Below are 15,189 nucleotides of genomic sequence, written 5' to 3'. Positions count from 1 at the left end.
CCTAAGAGAAAGAGAACCATGACGGACAAACTTACTTCCTTGCGTCAGCTGACTACTGTGGTCGCCGACACCGGTGATATCGCGGCGATGAAGCTTTATCAGCCGCAAGATGCGACCACCAACCCTTCTTTGATCCTCAACGCCGCTCAAATCCCTGAATACCGCAAACTGATTGACGAAGCCATTACCTGGGCACGTCAGCAGAGCAGCAACAAAGAAGAGCAGCTGGCACTGGTTTCTGACAAGCTGGCCGTCAACATTGGTCTGGAAATTCTGAAACTGATCCCAGGCCGTATCTCTACCGAAGTTGACGCACGTCTCTCCTACGACACCGAAGCGAGCATCGCGAAGGCACGTAGCCTGATCAAGCTGTACAACGATGCGGGCATCAGCAACGACCGTATCCTGATCAAACTGGCCTCAACCTGGCAGGGCATCCGTGCTGCTGAGCAGCTGGAAAAAGAAGGCATCAACTGTAACCTGACTCTGCTGTTCTCCTTCGCGCAGGCGCGTGCTTGTGCTGAAGCAGGCGTGTTCCTGATCTCGCCATTCGTAGGCCGTATCCTCGACTGGTACAAGCAGAACACCGATAAGAAAGAGTACGCTGCGCATGAAGATCCAGGCGTGGTGTCGGTGGCGGAAATCTACAACTATTACAAACAGCACGGTTATGAAACTGTGGTAATGGGTGCCAGCTTCCGTAACATCGGTGAAATCATCGAACTGGCCGGCTGTGACCGTCTGACCATCTCTCCGGGCTTGCTGAAAGAGCTGGCAGAGAGCGAAGGCGCGGTTGAGCGCAAGCTGAGCTATACCGGTGAAGTCAAAGCGCGCCCTGCGAAAATGACCGAAGCTGAGTTCTTCTGGCAGCACAACCAGGATCCAATGGCCGTGACCAAACTGGCTGAAGGTATCCGCAACTTTGCCATCGATCAGGGCAAACTTGAGAAGATGATCGCCGAACTGCTGTAAGGTGATTTGCCGTGGCGGCACCCGTCGCCACGGTTTTACGCTTTCCCCTCGCTTCCGCTTTGTATTATCCTTTTTGCATTCCCCTTCAATTGCCGCATTGCGGTCAACCACAGCGATAACTTAATGGATACTTTACGTATTGGATTAATTTCCGTTTCCGATCGTGCTGCTAATGGCATTTATCAGGATCAAGGCATTCCGGCGCTGGAAAGCTGGCTCGCCGCCGCGCTGACTACCCCGTTTGAAATCGAAACCCGTTTAGTGCCCGATGAGCAGCCGATGATTGAACAGGCGATCTGCGAACTGGTCGATGAACTGTTCTGCAATCTGGTGTTGACCACCGGCGGAACCGGTCCTGCGCGCCGCGATGTGACGCCCGATGCCACTCTGGCAGTCGCCGATCGTGAGATGCCGGGTTTTGGCGAACAGATGCGCCAAATCAGCCTGCAGTTTGTACCGACTGCAATCCTTTCGCGTCAGGTGGGGGTGATACGCAAACAGTCGCTGATCCTCAATCTGCCGGGCCAGCCGAAATCCATCAAAGAGACGCTGGAAGGGCTGAAAGCAGAAGATGGTGCAGTGAAAGTGCCAGGCATTTTTGCCGCCGTACCTTATTGTTTACAGTTACTGGAAGGACCCTATGTGGAAACTGATCCCGAGGTGGTAGCAGCATTTCGCCCTAAAAGTGCAAGGCGTGAGACAAACGTCTGAAAATCGCCGTTTTCAGGCATAAAATCCAGCGATGCTGGTGTGGCGAAATATTGACGGTATAGTAACTCCAGCTTTACAACCACACTGACTTTGCTTCTGGATACCGCACGACTATGGATGCACACACAACGCGCCGTCTCAACGGCCAGGATTATAAAACCCTATCGCTGGCCGCCCTCGGCGGGGCGCTGGAATTCTACGACTTCATCATCTTCGTTTTCTTCGCCGCCGTAATTGGCGAGCTATTTTTCCCGCCGGATATCCCAGAGTGGTTGCGTCAGGTGCAGACCTTCGCGATTTTCGCCGCAGGTTATCTGGCGCGCCCTCTGGGCGGCATCATCATGGCGCACTTTGGTGACAAAGTTGGGCGCAAGAAGATGTTTAGTCTGAGCATTCTGTTAATGGCGTTACCCACGCTGGCAATGGGCGCACTGCCGACTTATGCCAGTATTGGCATCGCAGCGCCGATTTTGATGCTGCTGATGCGCGTGCTGCAGGGCGCCGCGATTGGTGGCGAGGTGCCGGGTGCGTGGGTCTTCGTGGCTGAACATGTGCCGGAAAAACGCATCGGTTTTGCCTGTGGCACGCTGACAGCAGGTTTAACGGCGGGCATTTTGCTGGGTTCGCTGGTGGCGACGGTGCTGAACACCACGCTTTCACCGGCTGCGATTCGCGATCACGGCTGGCGCATTCCGTTCTTCCTCGGTGGCCTGTTTGGTTTGCTGGCAATGTATCTGCGCCGTTGGTTACATGAAACGCCGGTGTTTAAACAGATGCAGGAGCGCAAAGCATTATCCGAAAAGCTTCCGCTGCAGACCATTCTGACCAGCCATAAGCGCGGGATTGTGGTGTCGATGTTGGTCACCTGGCTGCTTTCGGCCTGCATTGTGGTGGTGATCCTGATGGCACCCACGTTAATGCAGAAGCAGCATGCGATTCCCGCAGCGTTAAGTCTGCAGGCGAATAGCGTTGCTACCATCATGTTGCTGATTGGCTGCGTCGTCGCTGGCTGGCTGGTGGATCGCTTCGGCGCGGCATTAACGCTGATGGGCGGTTCGTTGCTGTTGGCCATCTTCAGCTGGAACTTCTTCCATCAACTGGGTGGCTCGCCTGAGATGCTGTTTGTCTGGTACGGCCTGGCGGGATTGAGCGTGGGCGTGGTGGGTGTGGTGCCCTTTGTAATGGTTAAAGCGTTCCCGGCGGCGGTGCGATTCACCGGCATCTCCTTCTCATACAATGTGGCCTATGCGATTTTTGGCGGTCTGACACCGATTAGCGTGACGCTGATGATGCAACTCACGCCGATGGCGCCGGCCTGGTATGTGCTGGCGTTGGCGCTGATTGGCTTGCTGGTTGGCCTGTGGCTGCAGAGCGAAAAACAGCGATCGACGCTGCTCAATCAGGTGAATGTCTAACCCAAGGCGCGTAAGCGCCTTTTTCTTTTCCGCATTTTTTTAAAATTATTTTAGTTTTAACCCTTGATGCGCTCTGAAGCGGCCCCATTTACTTGTCATCGAGTGATGTCAGGCAGCAAAAAAAGCCTGTCACAGCAGTTGAAAAGGGTCAGTTTGACCGCACATCTGCTAACAACGCTAATTGACAAAGAATTTAAGTGGGAGACGTTTAGATGGGTAAGATTATTGGTATTGACTTGGGTACAACCAACTCATGTGTTGCGGTTATGGATGGTGGTAAAGCACGTGTGCTTGAAAACGCCGAAGGCGATCGCACCACACCGTCAATCATTGCATATACACAAGATGGCGAAACTCTGGTCGGTCAGCCGGCTAAACGTCAGGCGGTGACTAACCCGCAGAACACCCTGTTCGCGATCAAGCGCCTGATTGGCCGTCGTTTCCAGGACGAAGAAGTGCAGCGTGATATCAAAATCATGCCGTACAAAATTATCGGTTCTGATAACGGTGACGCATGGTTGAACGTGAAAGACCAGAAAATGGCACCACCGCAGATCTCTGCTGAAGTGCTGAAAAAGATGAAGAAAACCGCGGAAGATTTCCTCGGTGAAGCGGTAACCGAAGCGGTTATCACTGTTCCAGCTTACTTCAACGATGCACAGCGTCAGGCAACTAAAGATGCCGGCCGCATCGCGGGTCTGGACGTAAAACGTATCATCAACGAACCTACCGCAGCCGCACTGGCTTACGGTCTGGATAAAGGTCAGGGCAACCGTACTATCGCGGTATATGACCTGGGTGGTGGTACTTTCGATATCTCTATCATCGAAATCGATGAAGTTGATGGCGAGAAAACCTTCGAAGTGCTGGCAACCAATGGTGATACTCACCTCGGTGGTGAAGACTTCGACAGCCGTCTGATCAACTACTTAGTCGCAGAATTCAAGAAAGATCAGGGTATCGATCTGCATAACGATCCGCTGGCGATGCAACGTCTGAAAGAAGCGGCTGAAAAAGCGAAGATTGAACTGTCTTCAGCGCAGCAGACCGACGTTAACCTGCCGTACATCACGGCGGATGCGACTGGTCCTAAGCACCTGAACATCAAAGTGACCCGTGCGAAGCTGGAATCACTGGTTGAAGATCTGGTGACCCGTTCTATCGAGCCACTGAAAGTTGCTCTGCAGGACGCAGGTCTGTCTGTTTCTGATATCAACGACGTTATCCTCGTTGGTGGCCAGACGCGTATGCCAATGGTTCAGGCCAAAGTCACTGAGTTCTTTGGTAAAGAGCCACGTAAAGACGTGAACCCGGATGAAGCCGTTGCTGTGGGTGCTGCGGTTCAGGGTGGTGTGTTGGCCGGTGAAGTGAAAGACGTTCTGCTGCTGGACGTAACCCCGCTGTCGCTGGGTATCGAAACCATGGGTGGCGTGATGACTTCGCTGATCAGCAAGAACACCACCATCCCAACTAAGCACAGCCAGGTGTTCTCGACGGCTGAAGATAACCAGTCTGCCGTGACCATTCACGTGCTGCAGGGTGAGCGTAAGCGTTCAGGTGATAACAAGTCACTGGGCCAGTTCAACCTCGACGGTATCCAGGCTGCACCGCGCGGTATGCCGCAGATCGAAGTGACCTTCGATATCGATGCCGATGGTATCCTGCACGTGTCTGCGAAAGACAAAAACAGCGGTAAAGAGCAGAAGATCACCATCAAAGCTTCTTCAGGTCTGAACGAAGAAGAGATCGAAAAAATGGTGCGTGACGCAGAAGCGAATGCCGAGTCTGACCGTAAGTTCGAAGAGCTGGTGCAGACGCGCAACCAGGGTGACCAGATTGCGCATAGCACCCGTAAGCAACTGGATGAAGCCGGTGACAAACTGTCTGCTGAAGACAAAGCACCGATCGAGTCTGCGCTGACCGAGCTGAACACCGCGCTGAAAGGCGAAGATAAAGCTGAAATCGAAGCCAAAATGCAGGCATTGATGGAAGTCTCAAGCAAACTGATGGAACTGGCGCAGCAGCAAGGCCAGGCGGGCGCAGCGGATGCTGGCGACGCTTCAGCGAAGAAAGATGACGATGTTGTCGACGCTGAATTCGAAGAAGTTAAAGATAAAAAATAATTGCCCCTGACCGGGCGCGACGGCTGGCCTGACAGCCGTTGAAACCAGCACGGGCGTAGGAGATCTCTCCACGCCCGTGCGATCATGTTAAGGGCAGAACAAAATGGCTAAGAGTGATTTTTACGAGATCTTAGGCGTCTCTAAATCCGCAGATGAGCGTGAAATCAAAAAGGCCTATAAGCGCCTGGCGATGAAATACCATCCGGACCGTAACCCGGACAATAAAGAAGCCGAAGCTAAGTTTAAAGAGATTAAAGAAGCCTACGAAGTCCTGACCGATGCGCAGAAGCGTGCGGCCTATGACCAGTACGGCCATGCAGCCTTTGAACAGGGTGGCATGGGCGGTGGTGGATTCGGTGGCGGCGGCTTTGGCGGCGGCGGTGCTGACTTCAGCGATATCTTTGGCGACGTATTTGGCGATATTTTTGGTGGTGGACGCCGTCAGCGTGCTGCCCGTGGCGCCGATTTACGCTACAACATGGAGCTGTCGCTGGAAGAAGCGGTACGCGGCGTGACCAAAGAGATCCGCATTCCTACCCTGGAAGAGTGTGATGTCTGCCACGGCAGCGGGGCTAAAGCGGGTACGCAGCCACAGACCTGTTCAACCTGTCATGGTGCGGGTCAGGTGCAGATGCGCCAGGGCTTCTTCACCGTACAGCAGGCGTGTCCGACCTGTCACGGTCGTGGTTCGGTAATCAAAGATCCGTGCAACGCCTGTCATGGACATGGTCGCGTTGAACGCCAGAAAACCTTGTCGGTGAAAATCCCGGCAGGCGTGGATACCGGCGATCGCATTCGTCTGAGTGGCGAAGGTGAAGCGGGTGAGCATGGTGCACCAGCAGGCGATCTGTACGTTCAGGTCTCGGTGAAGAAACACCCGATCTTCGAGCGTGAAGATAACAATCTGTACTGTGAAGTGCCGATCAACTTCGCGATGGCGGCATTGGGTGGCGAGATCGAAGTGCCTACTCTTGATGGTCGCGTGAAGCTGAAAGTGCCGTCTGAAACGCAAACCGGCAAGCTGTTCCGCATGCGCGGTAAAGGTGTGAAGTCGGTGCGTGGCGGAGCCGTTGGCGATTTGCTGTGCCGTGTGGTAGTGGAAACGCCAGTTAGCCTCAACGACAAACAGAAAGCGTTGTTGCGTGAGCTGGAAGAGAGCTTTGGCGGCCCAACGGGTGAGAAAAACAGCCCGCGCTCTAAAAGCTTCTTCGATGGTGTGAAAAAGTTCTTTGACGATCTGACCCGCTAATCGGGTAAGTGGTTCACAATGAAGCGGAGAGGCGACTCTCCGCTTTTTTTATGACTGTGATTTAATAGATCGTTATTACCGATCTATAAACGAGACATAAGCTGCTTTTAACGAGGTATTTACGCCGCTAAACTAGCCGCTAAAAATTGTCCTGCTCAGGAGGAGTTGTGAACAAACCCCGTAGTATTCGAAGCTTACTGAAGAGCTTTATCGCGAGTGATGCCAGTAACGGCATCGTGCTTATTCTTGCCGCTGTTGCGGCAATGATCCTCGCCAACAGTGCAGAAACCGCGCAAGGTTATCAATCGTTCCTCGCTGAGCCGGTGCAAATTCGTTTTGGCGCATTGGATATCAGCAAAAACCTGTTGCTGTGGATCAACGATGCGCTGATGGCGTTGTTCTTCTTGTTAATCGGCCTTGAAGTGAAGCGTGAGCTGATGATTGGTGAATTAGCCAGTCGCGACCGTGCCGTCTTCCCGGTGATTGCCGCCCTCGGTGGTATGGTGGTTCCCGGCCTGATTTTCTTCGGTTTCAATCATGCTGATGAAATCGCTCGTAACGGCTGGGCAATCCCAACCGCCACAGACATTGCCTTTGCTTTAGGCGTCCTGGCGCTGCTCGGCAGCCGCGTGCCCGCCGCGTTGAAAGTTTTCCTGATGGCACTGGCGATCATCGATGACCTCGGCGCTATCGTGATCATCGCGCTGTTCTATACCAGCGATCTCTCGGTGCTGTCGCTGAGCGTTGCAGCTGGCGCTATCGTATTGCTGGCACTATTGAACCGCTGCGGTGTGCGTAATATTGCGATTTATATGCTGGTGGGCGTGGTGCTGTGGACGGCGGTGCTGAAATCCGGCGTGCATGCCACCCTGGCAGGGGTGATCGTGGGCTTCTTTGTGCCGCTGGAAGAGAAGGATGGCCATTCGCCTGCAGAACATCTGGCACACGGTTTGATGCCCTGGGTGAACTGGCTGATTCTGCCGCTGTTCGCCTTCGCTAATGCCGGTATCTCATTAAGCGGCATCACCTTTGGCGATGTGCTGTCACCGGAGCCGTTGGGCATTATCCTCGGCCTGCTGATCGGTAAACCGCTGGGCATTACGTTGTTCTGCTGGCTGGCAGTGAAGTGGCGGTTAGCGGTGTTGCCGAATGGCACCACAATACGCGATATCATGGCGATCGGTGTGCTATGCGGTATTGGCTTTACCATGTCGATTTTTATTAGTTCGCTGGCCTTTGACGCCGCACATGAGCAACTGGTGACCTTCTCGAAACTCGGTATCCTCAGTGGCTCGCTGCTGTCGGCAGTGATCGGTTACACGCTGTTGCGTATCAAACTGCGATAAACAGGGAAGGAGGCGTAAGCCTCCTTTTTTTATAATGAATCAGCTCAATTTCAATCATCTCTATTATTTCTGGCAGGTGTGCAAAACCGGTTCCGTGGTGCGCGCCGCTGATGTCCTGTGCCTGACGCCTCAAACGGTGACGGGGCAGATTAAAGCACTGGAAGAGCAATTGGGTGGCGTGCTGTTTCGTCGCCAGGGGCGTGGTTTAGTGCCTAATGAACTCGGACAACTGGTGTTTCGCTACGCCGATCGCATGTTCATGCTCAGCCAGGAGATGCTGGATATCGTTAACTATCGCAAAGAGTCGCATCTGTTGTTCGACGTGGGTGTGGCGGATGCATTATCGAAGCCACTGGTGAGCAAAGTGCTAGAAGCGGCCGTGGTGTCGGAGGAGAAAATTCATCTGCGCTGTTTCGAGTCAACGCACGAGATGTTGCTGGAGCAACTGAGCCAGCACAAGCTCGACATGATTGTCTCGGATTGCCCAATCGACTCCACTCAGCAGGAAGGTTTGTTCTCAGTGAAACTCGGCGAATGCCCAGTCAGTTTCTGGTGCAATGCACCGCTGCCGGATCGTCCTTTCCCGGCATGTTTAGAGCAGCGTCGCCTGCTCATTCCCGGGCGTCGCTCGATGCTCGGCCGCAAGTTGCTGAACTGGATTCACAGCCAGGGGTTGCAGGTGGATATTCTGGGCGAGTTTGATGATGCGGCTTTGATGAAGGCCTTTGGTGCGCAGAACAATGCGATTTTTGTCGCGCCGACACTCTATGGCGCTGAGATCTATCGCGATGATACGATCCGTGAAATAGGGCGTCTGGAGGCGGTGATGGAGGAGTATCACGTGATTTTTGCCGAGCGTATGATTCAACATCCGGCGGTGCAGCGCATCTGCAATCGTGATTTCAGCGCACTCTTTAATGCTAAATCGCAGGCATAAAAAAACCGGCTAAGCGCCGGTTCTTTCGACAAAGCGATAACCTAACAGGCGATTAAGCCAGTTTGGTGATCTGTGCAGCCAGGTTTGCTTTATGGCGTGCAGCTTTGTTTTTGTGGATCAGACCTTTAGCAGCCTGACGGTCCACGATTGGTTGCATTTCGTTGAATGCGTTCTGCGCAGCAGCTTTGTCGCCTGTTGCGATAGCCGCGTATACTTTCTTGATGAAAGTACGCATCATTGAACGGTTGCTTGCGTTATGCTTGCGACGTTTCTCAGATGTTACGGCGCGTTTCTTAGCTGATTTGATATTAGCCAAGGTCCAACTCCCAAATGTGATCTATATGGACAAATCAAAGGCCGAGGACTATGCCTTTTGCGCCTTCTTTTGTCAATGGATTTGTGCAAATAAGCGTCGTTTTAGCAACGGCGCTTGATTACGTAATTGATGGCGCAGGATTCTACCAGCAACACGTCGCTGAATACAGTATTTCGCATTAAAAATCTTCATTACCTGCCTGAGCAATGGGTTGCGTGCGCATTAAGCCGCACCATACGCAGGAAAGGCACGCAGACGGGTTAACCTGAAGGCCATTCAAGGGTATAATCCGCCGATTTCCACCGGTTTGAGTCAGCCATGAAGTTTATCCGCGGTATTTATAATCTGAAAAAGCAGCATCGCGGCTGCGTCCTGACCATTGGCAATTTTGACGGCGTACATCGCGGCCACCAGGCATTGATGGCGGAGTTGATTGCTGAAGGACGTCAACGCAATCTGCCGGTGGTGGTGATGCTGTTTGAACCGCAACCACTTGAATTGTTTGCCGGTGACAAAGCCCCGGCACGCCTGACGCGTTTGCGCGAGAAGCTGAAGTATCTCGAGCTGGCGGGTGTTGATGCGGTGCTCTGCGTCCGCTTTGATCGCCGTTTTGCGGCGCACTCCGCACAAAGTTTTATCGCTGAACTGCTGGTCGATAAACTCAACGTGAAGTTTCTCGCAGTGGGTGATGATTTCCGCTTTGGCGCTGGTCGCCAGGGAGATTTCCTGTTATTACAGAAAGCCGGTGTCGAGTATGGCTTCGACGTCATCAGCACCCAGACCTATTGTGATGGCGGTGCGCGTATCAGTAGCACGGCGGTACGTCAGGCACTGGCACAGGATGATTTTGCGCAGGCGGAAGCGCTGCTGGGCCATCCATTCAGCATTTCAGGGCGCGTGGTGCACGGTGATGCACTGGGGCGCACCATTGGTTTCCCCACCGCTAACATTCCATTACGCCGCACAGTAACGCCGGTGAAAGGGGTGTTTGCGGTAGAAGTGTTAGGCCTGGGCGACAAGCCCATCGCTGGCGTGGCCAACATTGGCACACGTCCGACGGTAAAAGGTCTGCGTCAGCAGCTTGAAGTTCACCTGCTTGACACACATATGAATCTTTATGGCCACCACATTGAGGTGGTGCTGAAACAGAAGATTCGCGACGAACAGCGTTTCGCTTCGCTGGACGCGTTGAAAGAACAAATTGCGAAAGATGTGGTGACGGCCCGCCAATTTTTTGGGCTTAACGCACCGGCTTAATGACCGAAATACGGAACCGAGAATCTGATGAGTGACTATAAATCTACCCTGAATTTGCCGGAAACGGGGTTCCCGATGCGTGGCGATCTGGCCAAACGCGAACCGGGAATGCTGCAACGTTGGACTGATGACAACCTGTACGGCATCATCCGCGAAGCCAAAAAAGGGAAAAAAACCTTTATTTTGCATGATGGCCCTCCTTACGCGAACGGCAGCATTCATATTGGTCACTCCGTTAACAAGATTCTGAAAGACATTATCGTTAAGTCGAAAGGCATGGCGGGATATGACTCGCCGTATGTGCCGGGTTGGGACTGCCACGGCCTGCCGATTGAGCATAAAGTTGAGCAGATGATCGGTAAGCCGGGCGAAAAAGTCAGCGCGGCGGAGTTCCGTGAAGCTTGCCGTAACTATGCTGCTGAGCAGGTTGAAGGCCAGAAGAAAGATTTCATCCGTCTCGGCGTGCTGGGCGACTGGGATCGTCCCTACCTGACCATGAATTTCAAAACCGAAGCCAATATCATCCGTGCGCTGGGTAAAATCATCGGCAATGGTCACCTGCACAAAGGCGCGAAGCCAGTGCACTGGTGCATCGATTGTCGTTCAGCGCTGGCTGAGGCGGAAGTTGAGTATTACGACAAAACCTCCCCATCTATCGACGTGATGTTTAACGCCGTCGATGCTGATGCGGTGCGCGCTAAGTTTGGCGTTGCCGCCTCTGAAGGCCCAGTTTCGCTGGTGATCTGGACCACTACCCCGTGGACCATGCCGGCCAACCGCGGTATCTCACTGCATCCTGAGTTCGAGTACCAGTTGCTGCAAATCGAAGGCCGCAGCTTGATCCTCGCCAAAGAGATGGTTGAGGGTGTGATGAAGCGCGCGGGCATCACTGAGTGGAAAGTACTGGGCGAATGCAACGGTGCGGCACTTGAGCTGCAGCTGTTCCAGCACCCGTTCCTTGAGCAGATCCAATCCAAAGTCGTATTGGGCGAGCACGTTACGCTGGAAGCGGGTACCGGTGCAGTGCATACCGCACCTGGCCACGGCCCAGATGACTATGTGATCGGCCAGAAATACGGTCTGGAAACCGCTAACCCGGTCGGCCCGGATGGCGCGTACCTGCCAGGCACCTATCCCACGCTGGATGGCGTAAACGTGTTTAAAGCCAACGACATGATCGTTGAGCTGTTGAAAGAGAAAGGCGCGCTGCTGCACGTAGAGAAACTGCTGCACAGCTATCCACACTGCTGGCGTCACAAAACCCCGATCATCTTCCGTGCCACCCCGCAGTGGTTCATCAGCATGGATCAGAAGGGCCTGCGTGCGCAGTCGCTGAAAGAGATCAAAGGCGTGCAGTGGATCCCAGACTGGGGCCAGGCGCGTATCGAAGCGATGGTGGCGAACCGTCCAGATTGGTGTATCTCGCGTCAGCGTACGTGGGGCGTGCCAATGGCGCTATTCGTACATAAAGAGACCGAGCAGCTGCACCCGGATACACTGGAGCTGATGGAAAAAGTCGCGAAGTGCGTAGAGCAGGATGGCATTCAGGCATGGTGGGATCTCGATCCGCGCGATCTGATGGGCGATGACGCTGATCACTATGTCAAAGTGCCGGATACCCTGGATGTGTGGTTCGATTCAGGATCAACCAGCTACTCTGTGGTCGATGCGCGCCCAGAATTTGGCGGCCATGCGCCGGATATGTATCTGGAAGGTTCAGATCAGCATCGTGGCTGGTTCATGTCTTCGCTGATGATCTCGACGGCGATGAAAGGCAAAGCGCCTTACCGTCAGGTACTGACGCACGGTTTCACCGTGGACGGTCAGGGCCGCAAAATGTCGAAATCCATCGGCAACACCGTGGCACCGCAGGACGTAATGGACAAACTGGGCGCGGACATTCTGCGTCTGTGGGTCGCCTCAACGGATTACTCCGGTGAAATGGCGGTGTCCGACGAAATCCTGAAGCGTGCAGCGGACAGCTATCGTCGTATCCGTAACACCGCGCGTTTCCTGCTGGCTAACCTCGCGGGCTTCAACCCGGCGACCGATTGCGTGAAACCCGAAGAGATGGTGGTGGTAGATCGCTGGGCGGTTGGCCGTGCGCTGGCTGCACAGCAGGACATCGTCCAGTCTTACGAGAACTACGATTTCCATGAAGTGGTGCAGCGTCTGATGCACTTCTGCTCCATCGAAATGGGCTCGTTCTATCTTGATGTGATTAAAGATCGTCAGTACACCGCGAAAGGTGACAGCCTGGCGCGTCGCAGTTGCCAGACCGCGCTGTGGCACATTGTTGAAGCGCTGGTGCGCTGGATGGCGCCAATCATGTCCTTCACTGCTGATGAAATCTGGGGCTACCTGCCGGGTGAACGTGCTAAATACGTATTCACCGAAGAGTGGTATGAAGGCCTGTTTGGTCTGGCGGATAACGAAGCACTGAACGACGCTTATTGGGATGAGCTACTTAAAGTGCGCGGTGAAGTCAACAAAGTGATCGAGCAGGCGCGCAGCGATAAACGTATCGGTGGCGCACTGGAAGCCACAGTAACGCTTTACGCGGATGCTGAACTGGCCGCTAAACTGCAGGCGCTGGGCGATGAGTTGCGTTTTGTCCTGCTGACTTCCGGCGCGACGGTGGCGGATTACGCCACTGCCAGCGATGAAGCGCAGCAGAGCGAAGTACTGAAAGGTCTGAAAATCGCACTGCACAAAGCAGAAGGCGAGAAATGTCCGCGCTGCTGGCATTACACTACTGACGTCGGCCAGAATGCAGAGCATGCTGCGGTCTGTGGACGTTGTTACACCAACGTAGCCGGCAACGGTGAAGTGCGGAAATTTGCCTGATGAAAATCTGCTCTACCGGATTGCGTTGGCTGTGGTTGGTGCTGGTGGTGATCGTGATCGATTTCGCCAGCAAGCAGTGGATCATGAACAACATGATGCTGCATGAAACCAAACCGCTGATTCCGTATCTGAATCTGTTCTACGCGCATAACTATGGCGCGGCGTTCAGCTTCCTGGCGGACAAAGGCGGTTGGCAGCGCTGGTTCTTTGCCGGCATTGCGATTGCTATCGTTGTGGCGCTGGTGGTGATGATGTATCGCAACCGCGCCAGTAATAAATTAACCAATATTGCTTATGCGCTGATTATCGGCGGGGCATTGGGTAACCTGTTTGATCGTGCTTATCACGGCTTCGTGGTCGATTTCATCGACTTCTATGTTGGAGACTGGCACTTCGCCACCTTTAATATCGCTGACTGCGGAATCTGCATCGGCGCGGCGTTGGTGGTGTTAGAAGGTTTTCTCACCCCGAAAGACAAACAGGTAAAAGAGAAAGGGTAACAGATGACCGACTTCGTACAGCGCGATAGCGCGTTGCTGGTGCATTTCACGCTGAAGCTGGAAGATGGCTCAACAGCGGAATCAACACGCGCCAACGGCAAACCAGCGCTGTTCCGTCTGGGAGATGGCAGCTTGTCTGGTGCATTGGAACAGGAACTGTTAGGACGTAAAGTCGGCGATAAGCATGCCTTTACGCTGGCACCGGAAGATGCCTTTGGTGGCACCAGTCCGGACCTGGTTCAGTACTTTTCGCGCCGTGACTTTAAAGATGCTGGCGAACCGGAAGTCGGTTCCATCATGCTGTTCAGCGGCAGAGGTGGTAGCGAGATGCCGGGTGTGATCCGTGAAATTTCCGGTGACTCGATCACCGTTGATTTTAACCATCCGTTGGCTGGCCAGCGCATTCAGTTTGAAATTGAAGTGCTGGAGATTGATCCGGTGCTGGAGGCCAGCGATGCAAATCCTGTTAGCTAACCCTCGCGGTTTCTGTGCAGGCGTGGATCGCGCCATCAGCATCGTGGAGCGCGCGCTGGAGATGTACGGTGCACCGATCTACGTGCGTCACGAAGTGGTACATAACCGCTACGTGGTGAGCAGCTTGCGCGATCGGGGAGCGATCTTCATTGAAGAGATCAGCGAAGTGCCGGACGATGCCATCCTGATCTTCTCTGCTCACGGCGTTTCTCAGGCGGTGCGGGCGGAAGCGAAAGCGCGCAATCTCACCATGCTGTTTGACGCCACTTGTCCGCTGGTGACCAAGGTACATATGGAAGTGGCGCGCGCCAGCCGTAAAGGTGTGGAGGCCATTCTGATTGGTCATGCCGGACACCCTGAAGTAGAAGGCACCATGGGGCAGTACAACAACCCCAACGGTGGCATGTATTTGGTGGAGTCACCGGAAGATGTGTTCAAGCTGAGCGTTAAGGACGAAGGCAATCTGTGCTTCATGACGCAGACAACTTTATCGGTTGATGATACTTCAGATGTGATTGATGCACTGCGTCAGCGCTTCCCGGCAATTATTGGCCCACGCAAAGATGATATCTGTTACGCCACGACTAACCGTCAGGAAGCCGTGCGTGTTCTGGCGCGTGATGCGGAAGTGGTGCTGGTGGTGGGCTCGAAAAACTCCTCTAACTCCAACCGTCTGGCCGAACTGGCACAGCGTGCGGGGAAACTGGCGAAGCTGATCGATTCAGCGGATGACATTCAGGAAGAGTGGGTTAAAGGCAAGCAGATCATCGGTGTGACGGCGGGTGCCTCGGCACCGGATATTCTGGTGCAGCAGGTGATTCAGCGCTTGAAAGAGTATGGCGGCGAAGCCGCGATTGAGCTGATTGGCCGTGAAGAGAACATTGTGTTTGAAGTGCCGAAAGAGTTGCGTGTCGAAGTGCGCAACGTCCAGTAAGCGTTTGCTATCGAAACAGAATCAGGCCGACATCGTTCGGCCTTTTCTTTATCTGTCGTCGCCAAATAGACCACTTCCAGCAGGTGGGATTGCTTTTACTGATAATGT

General features: G+C 53.9%; 13 protein-coding genes. 12 read left to right on the top strand and 1 reads right to left on the bottom strand.

The genetic code is table 11. From position 1 onward, the window contains the following. The first annotated feature begins 18 nt into the window (after window positions 1-18). The 7 genes from tal to nhaR all read left to right on the top strand — a co-directional run bounded on the left by tal (window position 19) and on the right by nhaR (window position 8,753). Window positions 19-972 carry a transaldolase gene (tal, locus tag WFP70_RS07430; RefSeq protein ID WP_034826122.1) on the top strand — a complete coding sequence of 318 codons (954 nt, stop codon included), beginning with the start codon at window positions 19-21 and terminating at the stop codon, window positions 970-972. Window positions 973-1,095: 123 nt separating this feature from the next. After that, a complete protein-coding gene (mog, locus tag WFP70_RS07425; RefSeq protein ID WP_038649159.1) occupies window positions 1,096-1,683 on the top strand; it encodes a molybdopterin adenylyltransferase in 588 nt (195 codons plus the stop codon). A 113-nt stretch (window positions 1,684-1,796) separates the two neighbouring features. After that, on the top strand, window positions 1,797-3,098 hold the full coding sequence (locus WFP70_RS07420) for an MFS transporter (protein ID WP_182058621.1): 1,302 nt from the start codon (window positions 1,797-1,799) through the stop codon (window positions 3,096-3,098). Between the two features lie 212 nt (window positions 3,099-3,310). After that, window positions 3,311-5,221, top strand: a complete 1,911-nt coding sequence (gene dnaK / locus WFP70_RS07415) for a molecular chaperone DnaK (protein ID WP_097118312.1) — start codon at window positions 3,311-3,313, stop codon at window positions 5,219-5,221. 103 nt (window positions 5,222-5,324) lie between these two features. Further along, a complete protein-coding gene (gene dnaJ / locus WFP70_RS07410) occupies window positions 5,325-6,470 on the top strand; it encodes a molecular chaperone DnaJ (protein ID WP_034826114.1) in 1,146 nt (381 codons plus the stop codon). Between the two features lie 167 nt (window positions 6,471-6,637). Then, a complete protein-coding gene (nhaA, locus tag WFP70_RS07405) occupies window positions 6,638-7,816 on the top strand; it encodes a Na+/H+ antiporter NhaA (RefSeq protein ID WP_167139127.1) in 1,179 nt (392 codons plus the stop codon). A 34-nt stretch (window positions 7,817-7,850) separates the two neighbouring features. After that, on the top strand, window positions 7,851-8,753 hold the full coding sequence (gene nhaR, locus WFP70_RS07400) for a transcriptional activator NhaR (protein ID WP_337023100.1): 903 nt from the start codon (window positions 7,851-7,853) through the stop codon (window positions 8,751-8,753). A gap of 52 nt (window positions 8,754-8,805) precedes the next feature. Here the strand turns inward: nhaR and rpsT are convergent, their stop codons facing one another. Continuing rightward, window positions 8,806-9,069, bottom strand: coding sequence for a 30S ribosomal protein S20 (gene rpsT / locus WFP70_RS07395; protein ID WP_034826107.1), 264 nt, complete (start codon window positions 9,067-9,069; stop codon window positions 8,806-8,808). 318 nt (window positions 9,070-9,387) lie between these two features. On the opposite strand from rpsT, the gene ribF reads away from it, so the two are divergent. From ribF to ispH, 5 genes are read left to right on the top strand one after another with little or no spacing between them, the layout of a single operon-like run. Then, window positions 9,388-10,326 carry a bifunctional riboflavin kinase/FAD synthetase gene (ribF, locus tag WFP70_RS07390; RefSeq protein ID WP_337023099.1) on the top strand — a complete coding sequence of 313 codons (939 nt, stop codon included), beginning with the start codon at window positions 9,388-9,390 and terminating at the stop codon, window positions 10,324-10,326. Between the two features lie 27 nt (window positions 10,327-10,353). After that, window positions 10,354-13,173, top strand: coding sequence for an isoleucine--tRNA ligase (gene ileS, locus WFP70_RS07385; protein WP_337023098.1), 2,820 nt, complete (start codon window positions 10,354-10,356; stop codon window positions 13,171-13,173). Continuing rightward, window positions 13,173-13,673, top strand: coding sequence for a signal peptidase II (lspA, locus tag WFP70_RS07380; protein WP_167139120.1), 501 nt, complete (start codon window positions 13,173-13,175; stop codon window positions 13,671-13,673). The genes ileS and lspA overlap by 1 nt, the downstream gene beginning before the upstream one ends. Before the next feature lie 3 nt (window positions 13,674-13,676). Next, complete coding sequence (gene fkpB, locus WFP70_RS07375; protein ID WP_160869768.1) at window positions 13,677-14,147, top strand: FKBP-type peptidyl-prolyl cis-trans isomerase; 471 nt, start codon at window positions 13,677-13,679, stop codon at window positions 14,145-14,147. Beyond that, window positions 14,128-15,081: a 4-hydroxy-3-methylbut-2-enyl diphosphate reductase gene (ispH, locus tag WFP70_RS07370; protein WP_034826097.1), complete on the top strand. Its 954-nt coding sequence runs from the start codon at window positions 14,128-14,130 to the stop codon at window positions 15,079-15,081. The genes fkpB and ispH overlap by 20 nt, the downstream gene beginning before the upstream one ends. Window positions 15,082-15,189 lie beyond the last annotated feature (108 nt).

The organism is Pantoea sp. USMM079 (assembly GCF_037153115.1).
Classification (GTDB): Bacteria; Pseudomonadota; Gammaproteobacteria; order Enterobacterales; family Enterobacteriaceae; genus Pantoea; species Pantoea communis.
This window is presented reverse-complemented; position numbering and strand designations above follow the sequence as displayed.

Excerpts from the sequence above, each read along its gene's own strand:
- tal (WP_034826122.1), top strand. The coding sequence starts at position 19 with ATGACGGACAAACTTACTTCCTTGCGTCAGCTGACTACTGTGGTCGCC.
- mog (WP_038649159.1), top strand. The coding sequence starts at position 1,096 with ATGGATACTTTACGTATTGGATTAATTTCCGTTTCCGATCGTGCTGCT.
- WFP70_RS07420 (WP_182058621.1), top strand. The coding sequence starts at position 1,797 with ATGGATGCACACACAACGCGCCGTCTCAACGGCCAGGATTATAAAACC.
- dnaK (WP_097118312.1), top strand. The coding sequence starts at position 3,311 with ATGGGTAAGATTATTGGTATTGACTTGGGTACAACCAACTCATGTGTT.
- dnaJ (WP_034826114.1), top strand. The coding sequence starts at position 5,325 with ATGGCTAAGAGTGATTTTTACGAGATCTTAGGCGTCTCTAAATCCGCA.
- nhaR (WP_337023100.1), top strand. The coding sequence starts at position 7,851 with ATGAATCAGCTCAATTTCAATCATCTCTATTATTTCTGGCAGGTGTGC.
- ribF (WP_337023099.1), top strand. The coding sequence starts at position 9,388 with ATGAAGTTTATCCGCGGTATTTATAATCTGAAAAAGCAGCATCGCGGC.
- ileS (WP_337023098.1), top strand. The coding sequence starts at position 10,354 with ATGAGTGACTATAAATCTACCCTGAATTTGCCGGAAACGGGGTTCCCG.
- lspA (WP_167139120.1), top strand. The coding sequence starts at position 13,173 with ATGAAAATCTGCTCTACCGGATTGCGTTGGCTGTGGTTGGTGCTGGTG.
- fkpB (WP_160869768.1), top strand. The coding sequence starts at position 13,677 with ATGACCGACTTCGTACAGCGCGATAGCGCGTTGCTGGTGCATTTCACG.
- ispH (WP_034826097.1), top strand. The coding sequence starts at position 14,128 with ATGCAAATCCTGTTAGCTAACCCTCGCGGTTTCTGTGCAGGCGTGGAT.